This is a genomic window from Salmonella sp. NW38 (genome assembly GCF_051807745.1).
Classification (GTDB): Bacteria; Pseudomonadota; Gammaproteobacteria; order Enterobacterales; family Enterobacteriaceae; genus Salmonella; species Salmonella enterica.
The window spans coordinates 1-21869 of record NZ_JAMMTO010000008.1; the positions used below are offsets into that span (position 1 = coordinate 1).

Below are 21869 nucleotides of genomic sequence, written 5' to 3' on the forward strand. Positions count from 1 at the left end.
GGGGTTTTAATAACTGGCTTAAAGCTGAAAGCTTTCCGGAACCCCCAGCCTAGCTGGGGGTTTTCCATAGACAAAAATCTCCGGCGATGCCGGAGAAAAGATTTATGACTTTGAGCTTAATCGGAGGGCTCGCGGTTCGCTGAGAAAATGAAGCCCCTGCCATGACACTCACTACTAATACAGATACTCCAGCCCATGAAAACCAGCAATGTGGCAGGATATTTAAAGGCCAGACCTGCCCGCGCTAATGTTGACCGGCATTCCGGAACGGCGCTCCAGCACCTCATTAACCCGCGAAGTATCAACGTCATCCCCTTTGATAAACGTGCGCAGCACTGGCGTAACGGGCAATGGAACTTTTTTGTCTGACTCAAATTCAGCACGGTTACGAGAAAGCGGTTCGTGTACCTCCAGCCAACGACTGCCATCCGGCTCTACCGAAAATTTAACGGGCCTGTCGATAATCTGAACGCGGGTTCCTACAGGAACATGGTCGAATAAATATTTAATATCGTCATTGCGTAAACGGATACAGCCCTGACTGACGCGAAGGCCAATGCCAAAGTTAGCATTAGTGCCATGGATGGCATATAACCTGCCGATATATATTGCGTATAGCCCCATAGGGTTATCCGGCCCCGCAGGCACCATCGCGGGCAGCGTTTTTCCCTCTTTAGCATATTCCCGACGCGTATTAGCCGTTGGCACCCAAACCGGGCCATCTTGTTTGCGTTCAACCGCAGTTACCCAGTTGCGCGGCGTTTCACGGCCAGCCTGACCAATACCAATAGGTAGCACCTCAACCGTATTCGTGCCTGCGGGATAATAATAAAGGCGCATCTCGGCGACGTTTACCACAATACCTTCACGAACGGTGTCAGGCAGAATCAACTGCTGCGGCACCACCAGTGTGGAACCAGACTGAGGTAAAAACACATCCACGCCGGGATTCGCTTCAAGCATATTACTCAGCCCCTGACCGTAGCGGGCGGCAAATGACTCTAAGGGCTGAGTATTGTTCTGCGGTACGGTGATTGTGACAGGCTGTCCTACCAGACGACTGCCTTCGGGCGGCAACGGATAGCTTATAGCCAGCGAGAAATGGCTTACCAACAAGACGAAAAACGGAAAAAAAGGTGTGATACGACGCATTATATCCCTTCCTTTGTCGCGGCAGGTGTGCGTTAAGTATAGCTTTTTTCTCACATGGCTGGTGTTGTGCGCCCGGGTTATGTTGCGTTTGCGTTCCCCTCCGGCAGGACAATATTACTGGCCGCCAACTCCCCCATGTTGTGGAACATGGCGCACGCGGCTTCCACGATCGGCATCGCCAGCGCCGCGCCGCTTCCTTCACCTAACCGCATCGCCATATGCAAATAGGGTTCCATAGACAAATGCGCGAGCGCGATGCGGGCACCCTTTTCCGCCGAAAAGTGCGACGGGATCAGATAAGGTCTCACCGCAGGCGCAATCTGACAGGCCGCCAGCGCTGCCGAGTAGGAAAGAAAGCCATCCAGCAATACGGGTAAGCCACACCTTGCCGCACCAAGCATCACGCCGGTCATCCCGACCAGATCGAAACCACCCACCTTCGACAACACATCAATGCCATCGCGCGGATTGGGCTGATTAATCGCAATCGCCCGCCGCACGACGTCCACTTTATTATCGATGCGGGAAGGCGGAAGATTCGCGCCAATCCCCACCACCTCTTTTGCATCACTTCCTGTAAAAACGCTGACCATCGCGGCGGCTGGCGTGGTGTTCGCCATTCCCAGCTCCCCTACGCCAAATAAGGTCACGCCGCGTTGCGCCAGGTCGCAGGTGTAGCGGGAAACCTCCAGCAAAAGCGCCTCAGCCTGCGAGCGACTCATCGCCGGGCCAACGGCAATATTTCCGCAGCCGCGCGCGACGCGCATATCAACTACGCCAGGAATAGGTTCAGCATCAATACCAACATCAATGACATGCACCTTCGCACCGGCCTGAGCGGCAAGCACGCATACGCCGGTTGTTCCCCGCGTCATATTCGCCGCCTGAATCGCCGTCACGATTTTGGGCGAAACCGCTACGCCTTCATCCCAGACGCCATGGTCGGCGCACATCACCAGCATCGCCTTTTCACCTACCTGCGGCGTACCGTTAAGCCCCGGCATTCCCGCGAGCTGAACGGCTAAGGCTTCCAGTCTGCCCAGGCTGCCCGGCGGTTTGAGCAGGCCGTCAATATGTTGCTGCGCACGCGCCATCGCCTCGGCGTCCGGCGCAGGAATGTCACGGAGTAAAGCGTGTAGTGTCTGCATAAGATGTCTCGTCCGTAATAATCGGCTCATAACAGAGCCAGCAGAAAGATCAGTTCGCCAAGTTCGATCGCCGCGCCCAGCGTATCGCCGGTTTGACCGCCAAGCGTACGTTTAAGCAACTGGCCAAGGATGAAAATCGCCGCGAGTGTGACCACCATTGCGGCCAGTCCTTGCATACCAGGCAGTAATACCGTGGCGACGATTACCGCCAATCCCAGAGTAATGCAGGTTTGCCGTCCGCTGACTTTACCGATAAATACATTGCCGAGCCCCTCGTCACGGGCGTAGCGATGATGGTACATCAATAAAACGGCGCTGCCACGCCCAGCCGCACAGGCCGCCGCCAGCGCCGCCAACATTGGCGTTCCACGTAACGCCAGTTCGCTGACCACCAGAATTTTTGCCAGTAGCACAAAAATAAGCGCCAGCCCGCCATGGGTTCCCAGACGACTATCGCGCATAATCTCCAGCATTCGCTCACGGCGGCGCGCGGAAAAAATGCCATCGCAGGTATCGGCCAGCCCATCCAGGTGAAAACCACCGGTCAGCAGCGCCAGCGCCAGAATACAGAACAACGCCGCTAGCGGAATACCGCACCAGGATTGCAGGAGGATGAAAATCAGGCCGCTTACGCCCCCCAGAATCAACCCGATAAAGGGAAACATCACGATCCCACGCGAATACTGCTCGAAATCCAGTCCCTGCGACCAGCGTGATGGCACGGGCAAGCGGCTAATAAAAGCGAGCATGGCCCAAAACAGCTTACTCATTTAATTTTGACTCCAATACCTGAGACCACCAGCCAGACCTCATCCGCCGCTGCCGCCAGTCGTTGGTTGACCCGACCGGCAATATCACGAAAATGGCGCGCCAAACGATTTTCCGGGACGATCCCCATTCCCACCTCATTTGTCACCAGTACCACTTTCGCCGGGCAGCGCTGGCAGGCTGCAATTAAAATCTGAATTTCATCGTCAATGGCGCGCTCCATCGCCGCGTAATCCCACTGTTCGGGATCGTTTTCTCCTCCCAGCGCAAACAGCAGATTCGTCACCATGGTGGTAATACATTCCAGTAAAATCGCGTCGTCAGGGGCAAGATCCGCGGTAATCAACGTATCAAGATGCCGCCAGCATTCTGCGGTCCGCCAGTGTGCCGGCCTGCCATCTTTATGATGCTGAATTCTCGCCGCCATCTCGTCATCAAGAATGTGCGAGGTGGCGATATACAGTACCTGCGGCGCATCGCCAATTAAGGTTTCAGCATGACGGCTTTTACCACTACGCGCCCCGCCCGTCACCAGAATCATCATACCGGCTCCTGATATTGTTGCATGATGGTATAAATTTTATCAATATCAATATGTTGCCGCATCGCTTCCGCCAGCAGATCAAATTGCCGCGCTTTATGCTCCGCATAACAAAAAGTCGTTTCCCACGGCGCAAGCCCTTTTCGTGCCCGTAACCCATTGACCACCGCACGGGTAAACGCATCGCTGTCAAACAGGCCGTGAAGGTAAGTGCCAAACGCCAGTCCGTCGGCGGTGACCGCACCATCCGCCACAGAGCATCCATTTTTCTGTAACGTCATGGCCGTACAGCATCCTTCCTGCAGCACCGTTTCCCCCATGTGAATTTCATAACCGCGTACCGGTAGCCCCGCTGCGGCAGCCAGCCAGCCGGGCAGCTCGTCTGACATTGTCGCGTTAACCTGCGTCGTGGTTTTATCCTGTGCAAAGCGAGTGATCGTATTAAGCAGCCCCAGGCCCGGCTGCGTACCCAGCCCCGACTCCACCTCATCCACAATGGTGTCGCCCAGCATCTGGTAGCCGCCGCAAATTCCCATCACCGGCACGCCCTGCCGATGTGTCTGCAATACCGCATCCGCCATCCCGCTTTCGCGCAGCCAGGCGAGGTCGCTCAGCGTATTCTTACTGCCCGGCAGGATCACCAGATCAACGTCAGTCAATGCTTCCGGGCGGCGAATATAGCGTATGCGCACATCCGGCTGCGCCGCCAGAGCGTTAAAATCCGTAAAGTTAGAAATATGTGGCAGTTGCACAATGGCAATAGTGATATCACGGGGGGCGTTACCGCGATATTTATCGTTTTGCAGCGCGACGCCATCCTCATCTTCCAGATCCACATCCAGCCACGGCATCACGCCCAGGACCGGGACGCCGGTAAGCGATTCGATTTGTTCGATACCGGAATAGAGTAGTGCCACGTCGCCGCGGAATTTGTTGATAATGACGCCCTTTACTCTGTCACGCTCCTGTTTATGCAACAGCGCCAGCGTGCCATAAATAGCGGCGAATACGCCGCCCCGGTCGATATCCGCCACCAGAATAACCGGACACTGGGCCATTTCCGCCATTCCCATATTGACGATATCACGATCGCGCAGATTGATTTCCGCCGGGCTTCCGGCGCCTTCCAGCACAATAACGTCATATTCCTGCGCCAGGCTGTTATAGACCGCAAGGATTTGCTCACGCAAACGCGGTTTATAGTCATGGTAACTCACCGCATCCATATTGGTCGCCACTTTCCCCATCAGCACGACCTGCGCCTGGCGATCGCTGGTCGGTTTGAGCAGCACCGGATTCATACGCACATCTGGCGTGATCCCCGCGGCTTCCGCCTGAAAAATCTGCGCCCGCCCCATCTCTTTGCCATCCGGCGTAATACCAGAATTAAGCGCCATATTTTGCGATTTAAACGGCGCGGTACGCAGACCATCCTGATAAAAAATGCGGCATAAACCCGCCGCCAGCACACTTTTGCCGACGTCGGATGCCGTCCCCTGCAACATAACTGCCTGTGTCATGACGCCTCCCTGAATGCGCACTTTTGCATTCGATGAAAAAACTCCGTTTCTGTTTTACACAGCGGCAGTCCCAGTTGAGTATGAAGTTTGACCAGCCAGGGCTGGGTTAGCCCCGCTTGTTCCATCGCTTCCGTACACGCGAAAACCTCGCCAGGCGCGCCATGCGTCAGGACCTGGCCCTGACGTAACACGTATACGGCATCGCTAATTTCATAAATAAGATCGATATCATGGCTGGAGATAATGACATGATTGCCCTGCGCCACAATCCGCCTGATGATAGCAAGCATCTGAGTGCGCCCTGCGGGATCGAGACCAGCAGTGGGTTCATCCAGCAATAGATAGCGCGCCTGTAGCACCAGCGCTCCGGCGATAGCCACACGTTTTTTTTGCCCATGACTCAAACACTGAATGGGCTGATGGCGAAAATGTTGGGCGTCAACCAGCGTTAGCGCCTCGTCGACGCGGCGCGTGATTTCCGCCTCCGGCACCCCCAAATTACGTAAACTAAACGCAATATCGCTATCGATATCAGTATAAAAAATCTGCTGTTCAGGGTCCTGAAAAACCGTCGCAACTTGCTGGCGCAGCGCCAGTAGTCCGCGCTTGCTGTAATCCAGCGGTTTTCCCTGCCACAACACGGCCCCTTTTTGCGGACGCAACAGGCCGCTCAGGTTCATAAAAAGCGTAGACTTCCCACAGCCGTTCGCACCCACCAAACCGGTAACAGGCGAAAGCGAAAAATCCAGATTTAACCCTTTAAGTACCGGCTCATCCTGATAACGAAACCACAGGTCTGAAGTGGCAAGCATAATAGTCCTTACAGGTGAAAATCACCCTGATACAGTTTGATATCCAGCGTGGTGGTCATTTGCTGATAACGCATTAACACCCGCGTAAACAGGAGTCCAGTCAGCATTGCCAGAGATCGATAGCCGTTCGGCAGGCTGCAATAACCAAAACGCAGCGTTTGCGCGCGATGAATTGCCGCCGCCTCATCCAGAAGAATAAAGAGAAAGCGCCACGTTAACAGGATTTGCTCGGTAAGCAGGCGTGGAATATGCGCGCGCTTAAGCAAGCTAATTAACTGCGGAAACGGTAGGTTCATCACCAGCCACAACGTCGCGGACAGCGCCGTCAGGCTACGCCAGAACGTGTCATTCGCCGTAACCACGCCCGCACGGGTGATCCCGATCCAGTACGGCCCGACAGAGATGCCAGCCAGCAGCATTTGCGGCTCGCGGCTGATGCTGAAGATAATCGTTATCACGCCGACCAACAAAAATCCAAAAGGTATCGCCATCCATCGACACCAGCGCCAGAGGGATATGCGCAATAGCCAACAGCTCAATCCGGCAATGATCAGCAGCTCAATGCCCTGCCCTACAGGCGGCAGAACAAACGCCAGTATCATCATCGCCAGCCACAGCAAAAATTTGCGCTGCGGCGCAACGTGTGCCCAGCGGCTTTGATAGCTGAGTCGATCAAGCCCGGTCATCACGGCGTTGTTTACCTTTGCAATACCCCAGGATATAAAAAATCACCGCCGCGCCAAGAGAGCCCTGAAGGGTAAACAGCAGGCTTTCAATTTCACCGCTGGCAGGTTCATATAACGGCTGAAACCAGGGTTTATACTGCGGCGCAATAGCCTGAATCTGGCTTTCCGCTTCGCCGTCTGAACCGCCATATTCACCGCCATGGTTAATAAAAAACGGCAGAATCACCAGCGCCACCACCATCGCTAACAACATCAACGTTTTTTTCATTTTAATGTCCTTGTACGGTAATCACTTGCCGTTTGGTTAACTGGTCATAAATCATGACGGTTAATAAACCTTCGGCAATGGCGACAGGAATCTGTGTGAGGCAGAAAATCCCCATAAACTTCACAACAGACCCTGTCGCTCCGGCATGGGGATCGGGAAACGCAACGCCAAGCTGGACTGAAGTCACAAAATAGGTCGCCAAATCCGCCAGCATCGCACACAGAAAAACGGCGACATCGCGGCGCAGTCCGGCACGGCAGGCCATTTTCCACACCAGATAACCGACAACCGGGCCAATCACCGCCATCGACATTCCATTTGCGCCAAGCGTCGTCAGGCCGCCGTGCGCCAGCAATAGCGCCTGAAACAACAGCACAACCGCGCCGAGAATCGCCACTACCCCGGGCCCGAACAAAATAACCGCCAGACCAACGCCGGTCGGATGTGAACAACTCCCCGTTACCGACGGAATTTTGAGCGCGGACAGGACAAAAATAAACGCGCCGCACAGCGCCAGCAGTACCTTCTGATGATTATCCTCCTGCACAATACGCCGTAAGCGCACCAGCCCATACCACAAGCAGGGTAAAAACAGTAACCACCAGGCCAGCGCCCACACTGGCGGTAAAAAGCCCTCCATGATATGCATCGCAAACGCCTGTTGCGGGACAACCATCAGCAATAGCGCTGCAGCCAGTCCACTGAAAGACACCTGTCTAAGCTGCTGTTCAAGTTTCATTCTGCATACTCCCACTGTTTATTGACCAGAATGGTCGAAAAATAGGGCAACGGTCGATCATCGTTGACCTCGTGGAGATGGCGCCAGCACTGCTCGCCGGGCAGCGTGGCCTCGGACATCATTAAGGCGCATTCCAGCAGGCCAGCCTGCGCCAGCAACGCTTTAATACGGGCGAATCGGCCATACACTTTCATCAACACCAGGCTATCATGCTGTTGTAGCGCCTGGGCTATTTCCGCTTCCGGCGCGGTACAAGAAATAACCGCCAGCGATTGCCGTTCTATGGCGAGCGGCATTTTCGCGCGGGCGGCTATCGCGGCGAAGGACGTGACGCCGGGGACAATCTCCAGCCACTCCGGGCAGCCGATACGCTGGAGTAAAAAAATCCAGGTACTGAATAGCATCGCATCGCCCAGGGTAATAAAACCGACCTGTTTACCCGCTTCCACCTCTGCGGTAAGCGCGGCGGCAACCTCGTTCCAGACCGCTTCTTTCTCGGCGCCGTCAGCGCTCATAGGGAAATGGCAACAACGTACTTCCGTCTGCTTGCCGAGATAGTCGCGCACAATCGACAGCGCCAGACTATCGCCCCCCTTACGACCGGCGGGCGCATACAGAATGTCCAGCGAGCCAAGAATCCGCGCTGCGCGGACGGTTATCAGGTCGGGCGCGCCTGGCCCGGTACTTAATGCGTATAATTTACCGTTCATGCCGCCTCCTCTACCGCCATGTTCAGCGCCTGGTGCAAATGCGCGACAAACATCGCCCGGATAGCCGGGTTTTCTCCCAGCCCGCTCAGCCACGGCGTCGCCGGAATGCCCGCCGCGTTAAAGCGCATTTTCCATGAGTCTCCGTCGTCTGAAGCCATATCATTAATGGCGTGATCGCCCGCCACCAGCATTAATGGCATCAAATGTACGCCGGTGACGCCTTCGTCACGCAGGCTGTCGATCAGGATGTCGACCTCCGGGTAGCTTTCTACGGCGCCGACGCGCGCCGGAAAGCGCTGCGCGGTCATCATATGATCGAGGCAGGCATAAGCTGCGAATGCGTGATGGCTGGCGCCGTGGCCCATAAAAACGACTTTCTCCGTTTGTCTGAGCGATGGCATCTGTTGTCGCAACGCCTGCATTAGCTGCACATAATCGTTATGGCTGCTCAGCAGCGGCACGCCCAGCGTCAGGCGAGTGAATAACGGACGCAAGAGTTGTACTTCACGGACAATTTTTTCATATTCGTCGCCGTTAATAATGTGCAACGACTGAATCGCCACGTCCTGATATCCCTGTGCGGCAAGCTTTTGCAAAGCCTGTAATGGCGTATCGATGTCGATACCGTCACGCTGGCGAAGCTTGCGAATGATCATTCCGGAAGTGAAGGCGCGAAACAGGTCGCGATCGGGACAGGACGCCGCCAGATCACGTTCGCACGCCACAATGTTTTTTTCACAGGTGTCGTGATAGCTGGTGCCAAAACTGACCACCAGAAGCGCTTTTTTCATTTTTACTCCTTAGCTGCGGCCAGCCAGCGCGATAAACGCTGCGCAAAGGCGGCCTGGCTTTCCAGTAACTCATCACCCGTCACAAGCGGCGTCGGGCGCGCAATAACGATGCAGGGAATGCCCGCATCCAGACAGGGCTGAACTTTTTCCTGATATCCCCCCTCCGCGCCGGACGCTTTGGTAATGACCACGTCGGCCCGGCACTGGTGGTAAAACGCGGCGTTAAAATCAGCGCTGAACGGCCCACACAGTGCGAAAATTTCTCCAACGCCGAACCCCAGTTCGCTGCAGCGTTGAATCACCTCCGCCACGGGCAGTACGCGCACCAGCAACGTTTTTTCCGCCAGTCCGGCACGCCAGACGGCCAGATCTTTACTGCCGGTCGTCAGTAACACGCGCGGACCAAAACGCCTCGCTATCTCGCAGGCATCGGCAATACTGCGCGCCGTATAGAGAAGCGGATGCGTCAGATTGCTAAGCTGCTCCGGACGCTGATAACGACTTAACAACACGCCTGCCGTTTCACAGGCGCGAAGGAGGTTATGGCTGACCATTTCTGCATAAGGATGCGACGCATCTATTACCCAGCGAGTACGGTTTTCTTTTAGCCAGGCGACCATCTGCCCGTACTCCAGACGACCACAGCGCACCTGTCCTTTAATGTCGCCAGCCAGCGCTTTTCCGGCTGGCGTCGCCACGGATAAGGTGTATGCGACGTTCGCCGCATCCAGTTGTCGGCATAACGCGCGCGCATCGCTGGTGCCGCCCACCACCAGCACATCTCCCTCATTCACAGCGTGTAACCTCGCGGCGTTATCATCAGCCCATCCTGAACATAGGTCGTTTTATTACCAACGATGACCAGACTGGTCATATCTACCGGTTCAAAATCCATATCGCCGAGCGTAGTCAGCCATTTTTCCTCTTTCTTACGTCCGGCGGATTTCACCACGCCAACCGGCGTTTGCGCGCTTTTACTGGCGGCAAGCAGGTCAAACGCGCGCGTCAGATGCCCTTCGCGCCCGCGGCTGCGCGGGTTGTAAAAACAGATAACAAAGTCTGCCTCTCCGGCGGCAACGATGCGCTTTTCAATTACCGGCCACGGGGTCAGCAGGTCGCTGAGGCTGATATGGCAGAAGTCATGCATCAGCGGCGCGCCCAGTAAAGAGGCGGCGGCGATGCTCGCGGTCATGCCAGGAATGAGCCGCACCTCGACGTCCAGTTTTTGCTTGCCGACCAGTTCCAGCACCAGGCCCGCCATGCCGTAAATTCCCGCATCCCCGCTGCTGATGAGCGCGACGTTATGCCCGGCCTGCGCCAGTTCAATAGCCGCCTGGCAGCGTTCAATTTCCTTACACATGCCGGTCTTGATCACCTGTTTATCGCCGGTAAATGCTTTAACCAGATGGGTATAGGTTTTGTAGCCCACGACGATTTCCGCCGCCTGAAGCGCCTCAATCGCCTCCATCGTCATCATTGCCTGCGAACCGGGGCCAATACCAATTACGCTCAACATCAGTGTGCAACTCCTAAAGTAATAGTGACGCCCTGTTCTCGCAGGGTCTCGCCTAACAATTGTCCCTGGCTTAATAACCACGCAGCCGGGCCGGATACGCTGCCAACGCCCACCGTTTTTCTGACGAAGCCAGAACCGGGAAAATGGTGTTCGAATTCGCGCAACGCTTCGGCGGTAAAGGTTTTAAAAGGCACGCGGCAGCAGGAGGCGAGCTGAATAAGCCCCGGCTCCCCTTTTTTGAGCGTGACGCTGCCAATCGCTTTTAACGCCAGCGGATCGAGTTTCTGCGCTTCAAGCTGGCGCGCCAGTAATGTCGCTAACAGGGGAAATGGCGTATTGCGGCGACAGCCAATTCCCGCCACCACACGCTGGGGCACCAGTTTCCAGTGCAGTACGGGAAGCTCAGGGAGGTCATTACGCAAAGAGACGCAGATAAGCGCATCCAGCTCAGGCAACCGCTGCAAATCATCAACAGGGATAAAACCGCGAATATCGCACTGGCCGATCTCTTCCGTTAGTTCGGCATCCCACCATAACCCCACACGTTGATGACTGACCAACATCTGGTTAACGGTTTTTACCGCCGTGCGAAGATCGGTCATGCGGGCGTTAAGCTGGAAAGCTAAAGTGTCCAACGCGGACATCTCATTGACATCCGTTGCCGTGGTAATCACCGGATCGGCGCCTAACATTCCTGCCAGGTAGCGCGTCAAGGCATTGGCCCCGCCCGCATGACCGGAAAGCAGGCTAATGACATGCTGACCACGTTCATCAATGACGACCACCGCCGGATCGCTGAACTTGTCGTTCACTAACGGCGCCAGGACACGAACGGCAATGCCGGTCGCGCCGATAAAAATAAGCGCGGTATAAGTGGTAAAAGCCTGCCGCGCGGTATTAGCGAATCCGCCATCGAAGGGAATAAATCCCTCTTCCCGCAGTTTTTCACTGGTAAAGCAGGTTAACGGCAGCATCGCGGCGAGTCTCTTTGCCAGCGCCACGCCGCCGGGCGTCAGGCAAAACAACGCAATGGATTCAGGCTTTACGGTATTCATGGCTAAAGTCCGCTGCATAAAGTCTTGAGTAGTGATACTCCTTACCCAGAAAATTCCCGACCAGGATTAGCGCCGTCTTACGGATGCCAGCATCACGTACTTTGTCGCTAATATCCGCTAATGTGCCGCGAACGGTCTGGCTTTCCGGCCAGGTAGCCTTATAGATCACTGCGACAGGCGTAGTTGCCGGATAACCGCCGGCAATGAGACGTTCTGCCACCCGGTGAATACGCTGAACGGAGAGATAAATCGCCATCGACGTCTGGTGACTGGCGAACGCCTCCAGTTGTTCGCGCGCCGGTACTGGCGTACGCCCTTCCAGACGGGTAATAATGAGACTCTGCGATACCTCCGGTACGGTATATTCCACACCCAGCTCCGCCGCAGCGCCGAGAAACGCGCTAACGCCAGGCACTACCTGCCAGTCGATACCACGGCGGGTTAACTCTTCGCCTTGCTCACGCACGGAGCCGTACAGCGAGACATCGCCCGTTTGCAACCGCACCACCGTTTTTCCCGCTTTCACGCCCGCGGCCATCAGCTCGATAATCTGCTCAAGATGCAGTTCGGCGCTGTCGTAGCGTTCTGCCTGCGCGGGGCAGTAATCCAGCAGTTCGGTATTGATCAGCGAACCGGCATAGATAACTACCTGCGCCTGTTGCAGCAGGCGGTAGCCTTTAAGCGTGATCAGCTCGCGATCGCCCGGCCCGGCGCCGACGAACCATACACAGCGTGGATCAAATGTCTCTGACATGGTTTTCTTCCTTCTGACAGGCGATAACAAAAACAGGATTGTTCGGTTTGAAATAGTGTCCCGCCCCCAGCGGCGTTAACGATGAAAGCTGAAGCTGTACACAGTCCATTCGACATGCGCCGATGCGCGCAAGATGCGCCAACGCGCTATAAAGGTTTTCCTGCAAGATAAAGGTCATCACCAGACGGCCACCGGGATGCAGATGGCCCATCGCCCAGTCAATCAGCGCCGTCAGATGCCCGCCGCTGCCGCCCATAAACACCGCATCGGCTTTCCCGGTTATGGTCATTGGCGCTTCGCCGGGGAGAATATCGATATTGCCGCAGGCAAAGCGCTGACGATTCTCATCAAGCAGCCGTAGCGCGGCAGGATTACGCTCGATAGCCGTCACCTGCAACGAAGGAAACTGCAGCGCCGCTTCAATTGAGACGCTTCCCGTTCCCGCCCCGACGTCAATCAGGTGACTGGCGCGGTGGAGCTCAAGTTTCGACAGCGCCAGCGCCCGTACCGCCTCTTTGGTCATCGGTACGTTCTCGCCGCGCAGAAAAAGCTCATCTTTCATCCAGGATCACCACTGCATTCATTTCATAGTCGGCGTTGACCGCACTGACGGGTAGCCAGTGGATCCGCTCATTTTCCATCGCCAGATTTTCACCAATCACCATTAAGCGATGCCCTTTGCCCCGCGCGACCAGTTCCCGCGCGATTTCTCGCGGCCCGCAGCGGGCATCCGTGACCATCGCCACTTTGCGATGGTTCGCTAACTGATCGAAGCTGACGCAACGACCGTGGCTACTGGTCAACCACATGTCATTCATATCAATTCCAGCCTGTGCGCACAGATACTGTACGGCGCTGATGCCAGGGATAATGCGAACCTGTTCGATACCAAAATGCGCCACCAGGCGTGTACCGATGCCATAAAACAGCGGATCGCCGGAGGCCAGCACCACGATCCCTTTATCCCGACGGGCGGCAATCCATGACAACAACGCGCCAATATCCGCGCCCAGCGTAAATCGTTCGCCGCCAAACGCCGGAAACTGCGCCAAATGCCGTTTACCGCCTGCCAGCGCATCGGCGTGGTCTATCGCTTCCAGCGCCGCAGGCGTCATCAAATGCTGTCCGGCGGGCCCCATTCCCACGACCGTTAGCATTGCAGCTCCTTAGCAATCTCGTCGACGGGACGATTACTGCCGAGAATATGGTTATCAAAAGAAAACAGGATGGCGTCGCAGACAGGCGGCGTTTTGGTAAAACGCAGCATCTGCATGACTCGCAAACAAATACGCCTGGCAAGATGGTTATAGATATGCCCGAAGCCATATGCTTCAATGTGCTCCATTGCCGCTTCGGTGGTATCGCAATCGCTGACCAGGGTGAGTAACTCCAGCGGCGCGCCCAGTAAAGCTAAATGCGCGACCAGCGTTTCCATGCGCGCATCGGCAATATGGCTATGGGTATGAAAGATCCCGGCGGCGATTTTGATCAATTTTCCAGGATGCCCCACCAGCACTATCTGGCAAAATCCCAGCCGTACCGCCTCTTCAATCATGTAGCCGACAAAATTGCTCATGGTGACGACCGTCTGTGTGTCGACGCCCATTTGTTCGCGAACAAACCGTTCGCCGTGGTTGCCCGGCACGAGTATCACCCGCGTTAATCCTGACGCCCGTTTGATCTCCAGTTCCAGCGATAGCGAGCGTTTCCAGCTTTCTTCCGACATCGGCGTCACAATGCCGGTAGTGCCAATAATGGAAATGCCGCCAAGAATGCCAAGCCGCGAGTTATATGTTTTTTGCGCCCGCGCTTCGCCTTCCGGGGCAAAAATCTCCACATCGGCCCCACGCGCCGGGCCTATCGCTTCGCGCACCGCTGACTCAATGGTATGGCGCGGCGTACGATTGATGGCGGCGCTCCCGAGCGGCAGTCCAATCCCTTTACGCGTTACCGTACCAATGCCATCACCGCCAGTGAGCGTAATCTCACCGCTGTCGTTGAGCGTAACACGGGCAAAAATCAGCATCCCGTGCGTGGCATCCACGTCATCGCCGCCATCTTTACGAATTGCGGCTATCGCCTGCTGGCCTTCAATGTGCGGCGACTCCACGTTCAGGCATAGCGTGACGCCCGACGGCGTGACGATGGAGACCTGATGAATCAGATGTTGACGCAATACCATCAGCGCGGCGACTTTTGCCGCCGCCGTCGCGCAGGAACCGGTGGTATATCCTTTACGTAACGCTTTACCGTGGTGCCAGACCGGCGCGTCAAAAGAAAGCTCGCTCATCAGGCCTCCCGGAGGTGATAGAGCAGCGCATTGACGATAGCGGCAGCCACGTTACTGCCGCCTTTACGCCCTAACGCGGCAACCGCGGGGAAATGGCTATGGGTGAGTGCCTCTTTGGACTCCGCCGCGCCGACAAAGCCTACCGGTACGCCCACCACGCCGCTCACCGTCACGTTATGTTCAAGCAAACGGAACAGGGCCGTCGGCGCATTACCGAAAACAAAGAGCTTGTTTTTCTCCTCCTCGGCGATAGCGATATCGACGGCGGCCATTGAACGGGTAATCCCCTGCGTTTTTGCGGCGCGCACCACGCGCGGATCGCTGATATAACAGCGACACTCGCCGCCAAACGTCGCCAGTAATCTTTTATTAATGCCGGACAGCGCCATCGTGGTATCGGTATAAATAATGCACGGTTGGCGTAGCGCATCACAAAGCTGCTCCAGCGCATCGGCAGAGAACCACAAAATGTCCAGCCAGTCGAAATCGGCGGTGGTATGAATAACCCGCTTGATAATGGCCTCATGGAGCGGACTGGCGAAACGGTAATCAGGACGCGTTTCGCGAATAATGTCGCTAATAATGGTGAAACTGTTGGCCTCAATGGTTTGGGGCTGCTGGATATAATGCATACTGTCGTCCTCAGGCCACGCCAGATAACCCGCACCGCGCTACAATAAACAGCGCCAGCGCCAGGGTTGAAGCGACCCACATCAATCGAATCGTTCGGGAAATATCGTCCACGGAAATATCGCGCTGCGCGTCGCCGATCCAGGGCTTGTCCACACGCTCGCCAAAGTAGTTATTTGGGCCGCCGAGCTGGATTCCTAAGGCGCCGGCCACACACGCTTCCGACCAGGCGCAATTTGGGCTACTGTGGTTATAACGGTCACGCCAGCCAATACGCAGCGCCCGCCAACCACTCAGGCGACACAGTCCTGCCGCAATGCCCAGCAACAGCCAGCTCAGGCGGGCGGGAAGATAGTTCGCTACGTCGTCCATACGGGCGCTGACCATACCAATCGCCCGGTATTTTTCATGTTTGTAGCCCACCATTGAATCCAGGGTATTGACGGCTTTGTAGGCCATCGCCAGCGGCGCGCCGCCGAGAAAGAGGAAAAAGAGCGGCGCGATAATGCCGTCAACGGTGTTTTCTGCAACCGTTTCCACCACGGCGCGATTGATCTGCGCTGGCTGAAGTTGTGACGTATCGCGCCCGACGATCCATGAGAGTTTGAGGCGGCTTTCCGCAAGGTCGTCCTCCCGTAACGGTCGTTCAACCTCCTGCGCGGCGCGGGCCAGAGAGCGTCCGGCCAGCGTGGTAAAGATCATCCAGACTTCGACGCTCCAGCCAAACCAGGGGTGAATCCGCTGCGCCAGCGCCAGTACGCCCCATGCCACGCCCCAGGTCGCCCCGACAACCACAACCCACATTACGCCGCCGCCAATCCGCAGCGCTTTATCGCCGGGACAATAGCGACGCACAATACGCTGCACAAACGTGATTAAACGGCCTATCCAGCGTACCGGATGGGGCCAGTGTTGAGGGTCGCCGATGATAAAATCCAGCACCCAGGCGATACACCAGGCAAGGATCGTCATAATATGCGCCTCGCCGCCGCCAGCCAGTGCTGCAACATTTCCGGACGCTGGGCGAAATGGACGTGCAGATAGCTGGCAAACGTGTTGCCTGTCTGCCAGCCGCCGGTCCATTCCTGTAACACGCGACCATCGCGAACCTTACGACAGGCCATAACGGCGGGTGTTTCGGGGATAAAATCTGAGTAGTGAAATTCATGGCCGCGCACTATCTCGCCAGGCACCGCCAATAGCGTTGGCTGCATAGCCTGCGCCTCACAGTAACCAAAGCGGGTAAGTCGCTTACCCATTTTGCTGTGACCGGGGATAATATTCGCCATCTGATGAATTTCCCCGCCGCTATCCTCCAGAGTGCTCCCCAAATACATCAGACCACCACACTCCGCGTAAATCGCCACGCCGCGCTGATGCGCCACCCGCAAATGTTTTAACATCGCCGTATTTGCCGCCAGCTCTGCGGCGTATAATTCAGGATATCCACCGCCCAGCCAGATCATCTGACAATCAGGCAATGCGCGGTCATGCAGTGGGCTAAAACGCACAATGTTAACGCTGGCACGCTCCAGCAAATCGATGTTATCGGGGTAATAAAAGTTAAAGGCCTCATCATCCGCCAGAGCAAGCGTCAGCCCTGCCCCCGCTGTGTTATCGGGGCGCTCAGGCCACATTCCCGTCGGAAGCGCTGATAACACGCTCAGCGAGAGTAACGCATCCACATCCACTGTTTGTTCCAGCGTGGCGGCAAAACCATGCCATGATTGCTGATTGACGAGGGATTCTCTGGCAGTAATCAACCCCAGGTGGCGTTCAGGTAATGCGACGCCGTCGCAAGGAGGGACATACCCCAGTACCGGCAGTGAGCAATAATGTTCAATGGCATTTTTGAGGAGCTGATAGTGGGCGTCGCTAGTGACGCGATTCACAATCACGCCCGCGAGGTTGAGGGTCGGGTCGAAGTGCTGAAATCCCATAACGGTAGCCGCAAGCGACGTTGAAACAGCCTTGCCGTTCACCAGTAGGATGACCGGGCAACCAAGCTGTTTCGCCATTGCGGCTGTGCTGCAATAATTGGGGTCGACGCCATAGCCGTCATACAGCCCCATGACCCCTTCAATGACGGCGATATCCGCCTGCCGCATTTGTTCGCAAAATAAGGCGTTGAGAACAGGAGGAGGAAGCATGAAACTGTCAAGATTACGGGACGCCACGCCACAGATAGCGGTATGCCAGCCGGTATCAAGGTAATCTGGCCCAACTTTAAACGGCTGTACGCGCAGCGCGCGTTTTTGCAGCAGCCTCAACAAACCAAGCGTCACCGTGGTTTTGCCGCAACCGCTTCCTGTGCCTGCAAGAATAAATGCGTGATGCCTTGCCGCCATTACCCTGATCCTGTTCAGGGTGGTAGGGGTATACAGGTACGCGCATGTTCAGTCTTTCGACTGTACGCGTCTTCGCAACCCACTTCCCACCGAAGTTGTTGGTTATCACCGACAGGCAGGTCTTCTGGCTTAGCGTCCTCCTCGCCCGTCCTTCCCAATCTTGCGATCAGTGGTCTTTACGGGGTCGTCAGCATCACAGCAGCGGGGGCTGCGGGGGATTTTCACCCCCTTCCCTACTACAAATGTGGCAAACCTGTTGGTTTACGTTATGGCTGTACGGCACACCCATAACGGCAATTAATAATGTGCTACGTTTTACATTTCTGTGAGCAATAACCTGAGCGGTTGCTCATCTGACGTTAATCTACTCATCCTTACCGGTATATTGACGATAAAACGTATCGACAAAGCGTAATAAAACTTATCTTTCCTGACACTGTACTTCATCACAAAAATAAAAACTGGTGCAGTTTATGCCATAAATTTTATTATTTTGTTGCGCTATGACAATTTATTGTTACACCAGATAAATTTTCTTTCTGAAATGATTAAGATACAAAACACTATCAAAAATCGGCAATAGCAAAATATTGCTATTCATAACGATGGAGGATGAGAATTCTCATTTATCTGCTGGCGATAAGCCTGCGGCGTAACCTGATAGGTCTGGCGGAAGACTTTACAAAAATAGCTGGTTTGCGAAAAGCCTAAATTACGCGCAATACTGGCAATACTCCAGTCACTATGGCAAAGCAATTCTCTGGCGCTAACCATTCTCTGGCGGTTCACCCACGCATTAAATCCGATTCCCTGATATTTCTTGAATAGCTTACTGAAGTAATAGGGGCTGAGATAGACATGTGAGGCGACATCCTCAAGACGAAGATCGTCGGACAAATGCGCATCAATATAGCGAAGCGCTTTTTTCATTTTACTGTCATGCGGAGTGGGACCACGAGCGGCTTTATTTGCCTCCGATTGCTGCGGATTGTCTTTGATAACCACGAAATTGAGCTGTTTTTTCAGGCAATTCTCAACAATCAGTTTAAGGAGATCGGCGGAAGCGATAACGCGTGAATAGTCCATCTCTGGCACATTCCGAAATTCATTCAAGAGCTCAGGGTCAGCCTGCCAGCGATCGTCGACATTAAGAATGTTTACCAGCTCCACGTCATTACTTAAACGAACCTGCCCGCATAAAACAAAGCCAACTAAATGCCCTGCGATTACCAGCGGAATAGAAAAATCCGTTAGACCGGCATGACAACGATAAATACAGGGTTGATCGGACTTCGATGCCTCCAGTCCCCCGCAGCGATCGCTCATACGACAACGTGTACTATGCTGGGGATGCTGCCGCATCAACTGACAAAACGGCGTGAAATTGAATAGCTCAGATATTTCATCACCATGAATATTGACAACCACAACCGCCAGACCGGTGGCTTGTGCAAAATCCTGTGCGATTTTATTAATGAGTTCTGAGTTCAGAGCGCTCGCAGAAATCATGATAAAACCCCTCAGTTAATTTATTGTTATAAACAAAACACATTATTTACATTCACTTTTTATTAGCATTATCCTGGCCCTGATAAAAAGTACAATGACAATATCAAAAGTCTCCCATTGCTGGGAGACGTTTTGATCAGTTCGTGAAAGCAGATCACGAAATTATCTCACCTGTTTTTACGATATATCATTGCTGTGAATCTGGTTCGCATTTTCTTACAGTTCACAGCGGTTACAAGGTAAATTCTTACCAATAAAATAGCGATATATGGCTGCTCCGGCACAGGCGCCGATAACAGGCGCGACAATCGGCACGATAAAATAAGGGATCTCTCGCCCACCGCTCATCGCCATGTTCCCCCACCCCGCTAACCATGTGAACAGTTTGGGACCGAAATCACGCGCCGGATTCATTGCAAAACCGGTAAGAGGTCCAGTAGACGCGCCGATAACGGCAACCAGTATCCCAATAAGCAAAGGTGCAAGCGGCCCTTTAGGAATGCCATTGCCATCATCCGTCAATGCCATGATCATGCCCATCAGAATCGAGGTAATGACCACTTCCACCAACGCAGCCTGCCATACATTTAGCGCTGCGGCCGGATAGGTACTGAAAATGCTGGCTAATTGCAAACTTTCGACGCTACCGCGCACCATATGATGCGCAGTCTCAAATTCAGTAAAAAGACTACTATAAAGCACATACGCCAGCAGAGCGCCGCCAAAAGCGCCGGCAAACTGGGCAATAATATAAGGCAATACTTTCTGTTTGGGGAAGCAGGCAAACAGCCACAGCGCAATCGTCACCGCAGGGTTAAGATGTCCGCCGGAGATCCCGGCCGTAAGGTAAACGGCCAGTGAAATTCCAAGCCCCCAAATAATGCAAATCTCCCATAATCCGAGGCTGGCGCCTGCGACTTTGAGTGCGCTCAAACAACCGATACCAAAAAACAAAAAGAGTCCGGTGCCTAAAAATTCCGCACCACATTGCGCCTTTAGAGAATCATTCATGTGACACCTTCTGAGCAAAGTTCGTGTCCTGGCCAGCGCAAGTTTCGGCTGGCGGTAGAGTACAGCTAACCTCACTATAAAAAGTGCCACCTGTAAATTGTTGGCAACCTGCGGGCCTGCCTTCCGGAAAAATCGTGTTGCGATAGCAAAATTTTGCTTTTCCGATATTTTTATCAGCCCATCACACGGGAAATTTGAGCTATAAAATACGCCTGTTGAAATAATAAAATATTGCACAAGCCAACTTATCAATTTCGAATAAACATCACATTTTGCGTCTTTCGCCATATCAAATAAAAATACTCTCGTCACTAACAAAAATGTAAAAATGAAATAATAAAAACAAAATAATCATATAGACAATAATAAATTAAATGTAATTTATCAATAAGTTATAAAAGCAAAAGACAATTTAGTCATATTGTTTTCCCATTATTTTCTGATGCTCAACAGCAAGTCAGCCATTCTTTTTCCTCGCATCTTCTTATAGTCCCCACTATCGGAACACTCCATGCGAGGTCTTTATGCAACAAGAAGCACTAGGAATGGTAGAAACCAAAGGCTTAACCGCAGCCATAGAGGCCGCTGATGCAATGGTTAAGTCAGCCAATGTGATGTTAGTGGGCTATGAAAAGATTGGCTCCGGGCTGGTAACCGTCATCGTGCGCGGCGATGTTGGCGCGGTCAAAGCGGCCACCGATGCAGGTGCCGCAGCCGCACGCAACGTGGGTGAAGTGAAAGCCGTACACGTCATCCCACGCCCTCACACCGATGTAGAAAAAATCTTACCGAAGGGAATTAGCCAATGAGCAGCAATGAGCTGGTGGAACAGATCATGGCGCAGGTGATTGCCCGTGTGGCAACGCCGGAACAACAGGCCATCCCTGGTCAACCCCAACCTATACGAGAGACGGCTATGGCAGAAAAAAGCTGCAGTTTAACGGAATTTGTCGGGACCGCCATTGGCGATACCCTGGGCCTGGTTATCGCCAACGTCGATGCCGCCCTGCTGGACGCGATGAAGCTTGAGAAGCGCTATCGTTCCATAGGTATTCTCGGCGCCCGCACTGGCGCAGGCCCGCACATTATGGCGGCGGACGAAGCGGTGAAAGCCACCAACACCGAAGTGGTCAGCATTGAGCTGCCGCGCGATACCAAAGGCGGCGCGGGCCACGGTTCGCTGATTATTTTAGGCGGTAACGACGTGTCCGACGTCAAGCGCGGTATCGAAGTCGCGCTGAAAGAGCTGGACCGCACCTTCGGCGATGTTTACGGCAACGAAGCCGGGCATATCGAGCTGCAGTACACCGCTCGCGCCAGCTACGCCCTGGAAAAAGCGTTCGGCGCGCCGATTGGCCGTGCCTGCGGCGTCATCGTCGGCGCTCCGGCTTCCGTCGGCGTACTGATGGCCGATACCGCCCTGAAGTCAGCCAACGTTGAAGTCGTGGCGTACAGCTCTCCGGCGCACGGCACCAGCTTTAGTAACGAAGCCATTCTGGTGATTTCCGGCGACTCCGGCGCGGTCCGTCAGGCGGTGATCTCCGCCCGCGAAATCGGCAAAACCGTCCTTGCGACCCTCGGTTCTGAACCGAAAAACGATCGCCCGTCCTACATCTGATAC

Annotated in this window: 25 protein-coding genes and 1 riboswitch; of the genes, 2 read left to right on the forward strand and 23 right to left on the reverse strand. The window is 54.5% G+C overall.

Features of this window, described 5'->3' with window-relative positions; all coding sequences use genetic code 11:
* Nucleotides 1-222: 222 nt before the first annotated feature.
* The 23 genes from ldtA to pduF form a co-directional block, all read right to left on the reverse strand.
* Nucleotides 223-1152: a L,D-transpeptidase gene (gene ldtA, locus NA624_RS14605; protein WP_001252827.1), complete on the reverse strand. Its 930-nt coding sequence runs from the start codon at nucleotides 1150-1152 to the stop codon at nucleotides 223-225.
* Nucleotides 1153-1229: 77 nt separating this feature from the next.
* Nucleotides 1230-2300 (reverse strand): nicotinate-nucleotide--dimethylbenzimidazole phosphoribosyltransferase, encoded by a 1071-nt coding sequence (gene cobT, locus NA624_RS14610; protein WP_001193968.1) that lies wholly within the window; start codon nucleotides 2298-2300, stop codon nucleotides 1230-1232.
* 26 nt (nucleotides 2301-2326) lie between these two features.
* Nucleotides 2327-3070 carry an adenosylcobinamide-GDP ribazoletransferase gene (gene cobS / locus NA624_RS14615; RefSeq protein ID WP_000040001.1) on the reverse strand — a complete coding sequence of 248 codons (744 nt, stop codon included), beginning with the start codon at nucleotides 3068-3070 and terminating at the stop codon, nucleotides 2327-2329.
* Nucleotides 3067-3612 (reverse strand): bifunctional adenosylcobinamide kinase/adenosylcobinamide-phosphate guanylyltransferase, encoded by a 546-nt coding sequence (cobU, locus tag NA624_RS14620; RefSeq protein WP_000973189.1) that lies wholly within the window; start codon nucleotides 3610-3612, stop codon nucleotides 3067-3069. The genes cobS and cobU overlap by 4 nt, the downstream gene beginning before the upstream one ends.
* Nucleotides 3609-5129, reverse strand: a complete 1521-nt coding sequence (locus tag NA624_RS14625; protein WP_000189661.1) for a cobyric acid synthase — start codon at nucleotides 5127-5129, stop codon at nucleotides 3609-3611. The genes cobU and NA624_RS14625 overlap by 4 nt, the downstream gene beginning before the upstream one ends.
* Entirely contained in the window at nucleotides 5126-5941 is an 816-nt protein-coding gene (locus NA624_RS14630) for an energy-coupling factor ABC transporter ATP-binding protein (RefSeq protein ID WP_000881544.1), read from the reverse strand. Before NA624_RS14630 ends, NA624_RS14625 begins: the two co-directional genes overlap by 4 nt.
* 8 nt (nucleotides 5942-5949) lie before the next feature.
* A complete protein-coding gene (locus NA624_RS14635) occupies nucleotides 5950-6627 on the reverse strand; it encodes an energy-coupling factor ABC transporter transmembrane protein (RefSeq protein WP_000147130.1) in 678 nt (225 codons plus the stop codon).
* Nucleotides 6614-6895 (reverse strand): energy-coupling factor ABC transporter substrate-binding protein, encoded by a 282-nt coding sequence (locus tag NA624_RS14640; protein WP_000753212.1) that lies wholly within the window; start codon nucleotides 6893-6895, stop codon nucleotides 6614-6616. Before NA624_RS14640 ends, NA624_RS14635 begins: the two co-directional genes overlap by 14 nt.
* Before the next feature lies 1 nt (nucleotide 6896).
* A complete protein-coding gene (gene cbiM / locus NA624_RS14645) occupies nucleotides 6897-7634 on the reverse strand; it encodes a cobalt ECF transporter S component CbiM (protein WP_000764339.1) in 738 nt (245 codons plus the stop codon).
* On the reverse strand, nucleotides 7631-8344 hold the full coding sequence (locus NA624_RS14650) for a cobalt-factor II C(20)-methyltransferase (RefSeq protein WP_001013566.1): 714 nt from the start codon (nucleotides 8342-8344) through the stop codon (nucleotides 7631-7633). The genes cbiM and NA624_RS14650 overlap by 4 nt, the downstream gene beginning before the upstream one ends.
* Nucleotides 8341-9135, reverse strand: coding sequence for a sirohydrochlorin cobaltochelatase (gene cbiK, locus NA624_RS14655; RefSeq protein WP_000709784.1), 795 nt, complete (start codon nucleotides 9133-9135; stop codon nucleotides 8341-8343). The genes NA624_RS14650 and cbiK overlap by 4 nt, the downstream gene beginning before the upstream one ends.
* Nucleotides 9136-9137: 2 nt before the next feature.
* Nucleotides 9138-9929: a cobalt-precorrin-6A reductase gene (locus NA624_RS14660; RefSeq protein ID WP_439040275.1), complete on the reverse strand. Its 792-nt coding sequence runs from the start codon at nucleotides 9927-9929 to the stop codon at nucleotides 9138-9140.
* Entirely contained in the window at nucleotides 9926-10651 is a 726-nt protein-coding gene (locus NA624_RS14665; RefSeq protein WP_000953640.1) for a precorrin-3B C(17)-methyltransferase, read from the reverse strand. Before NA624_RS14665 ends, NA624_RS14660 begins: the two co-directional genes overlap by 4 nt.
* Nucleotides 10651-11706 carry a cobalt-precorrin 5A hydrolase gene (cbiG, locus tag NA624_RS14670; RefSeq protein WP_001098922.1) on the reverse strand — a complete coding sequence of 352 codons (1056 nt, stop codon included), beginning with the start codon at nucleotides 11704-11706 and terminating at the stop codon, nucleotides 10651-10653. The genes NA624_RS14665 and cbiG overlap by 1 nt, the downstream gene beginning before the upstream one ends.
* Entirely contained in the window at nucleotides 11687-12460 is a 774-nt protein-coding gene (locus NA624_RS14675) for a cobalt-precorrin-4 methyltransferase (protein ID WP_000004870.1), read from the reverse strand. The genes cbiG and NA624_RS14675 overlap by 20 nt, the downstream gene beginning before the upstream one ends.
* Nucleotides 12444-13022 carry a decarboxylating cobalt-precorrin-6B (C(15))-methyltransferase gene (locus NA624_RS14680; RefSeq protein ID WP_000650993.1) on the reverse strand — a complete coding sequence of 193 codons (579 nt, stop codon included), beginning with the start codon at nucleotides 13020-13022 and terminating at the stop codon, nucleotides 12444-12446. The genes NA624_RS14675 and NA624_RS14680 overlap by 17 nt, the downstream gene beginning before the upstream one ends.
* Complete coding sequence (locus tag NA624_RS14685; RefSeq protein ID WP_000958829.1) at nucleotides 13012-13617, reverse strand: cobalt-precorrin-7 (C(5))-methyltransferase; 606 nt, start codon at nucleotides 13615-13617, stop codon at nucleotides 13012-13014. The genes NA624_RS14680 and NA624_RS14685 overlap by 11 nt, the downstream gene beginning before the upstream one ends.
* On the reverse strand, nucleotides 13611-14750 hold the full coding sequence (gene cbiD / locus NA624_RS14690; protein WP_001292904.1) for a cobalt-precorrin-5B (C(1))-methyltransferase CbiD: 1140 nt from the start codon (nucleotides 14748-14750) through the stop codon (nucleotides 13611-13613). The genes NA624_RS14685 and cbiD overlap by 7 nt, the downstream gene beginning before the upstream one ends.
* On the reverse strand, nucleotides 14750-15382 hold the full coding sequence (locus tag NA624_RS14695) for a cobalt-precorrin-8 methylmutase (protein ID WP_000558993.1): 633 nt from the start codon (nucleotides 15380-15382) through the stop codon (nucleotides 14750-14752). The genes cbiD and NA624_RS14695 overlap by 1 nt, the downstream gene beginning before the upstream one ends.
* A 10-nt stretch (nucleotides 15383-15392) precedes the next feature.
* Nucleotides 15393-16352, reverse strand: coding sequence for an adenosylcobinamide-phosphate synthase CbiB (gene cbiB, locus NA624_RS14700; protein ID WP_000153651.1), 960 nt, complete (start codon nucleotides 16350-16352; stop codon nucleotides 15393-15395).
* Nucleotides 16349-17728 carry a cobyrinate a,c-diamide synthase gene (locus tag NA624_RS14705; protein WP_000741265.1) on the reverse strand — a complete coding sequence of 460 codons (1380 nt, stop codon included), beginning with the start codon at nucleotides 17726-17728 and terminating at the stop codon, nucleotides 16349-16351. Before NA624_RS14705 ends, cbiB begins: the two co-directional genes overlap by 4 nt.
* A gap of 97 nt (nucleotides 17729-17825) precedes the next feature.
* A riboswitch (cobalamin riboswitch) is annotated at nucleotides 17826-18000 on the reverse strand.
* Nucleotides 18001-18325: 325 nt separating this feature from the next.
* Entirely contained in the window at nucleotides 18326-19237 is a 912-nt protein-coding gene (pocR, locus tag NA624_RS14710) for a transcriptional regulator PocR (protein WP_000622323.1), read from the reverse strand.
* Between the two features lie 216 nt (nucleotides 19238-19453).
* Nucleotides 19454-20248, reverse strand: coding sequence for a propanediol diffusion facilitator PduF (pduF, locus tag NA624_RS14715; protein WP_001000023.1), 795 nt, complete (start codon nucleotides 20246-20248; stop codon nucleotides 19454-19456).
* A gap of 524 nt (nucleotides 20249-20772) precedes the next feature.
* Between pduF and pduA the strand changes: the two genes are divergently transcribed.
* Entirely contained in the window at nucleotides 20773-21057 is a 285-nt protein-coding gene (pduA, locus tag NA624_RS14720; RefSeq protein ID WP_001183618.1) for a propanediol utilization microcompartment protein PduA, read from the forward strand.
* A complete protein-coding gene (gene pduB, locus NA624_RS14725; protein WP_000097491.1) occupies nucleotides 21054-21866 on the forward strand; it encodes a propanediol utilization microcompartment protein PduB in 813 nt (270 codons plus the stop codon). The genes pduA and pduB overlap by 4 nt, the downstream gene beginning before the upstream one ends.
* Nucleotides 21867-21869 lie beyond the last annotated feature (3 nt).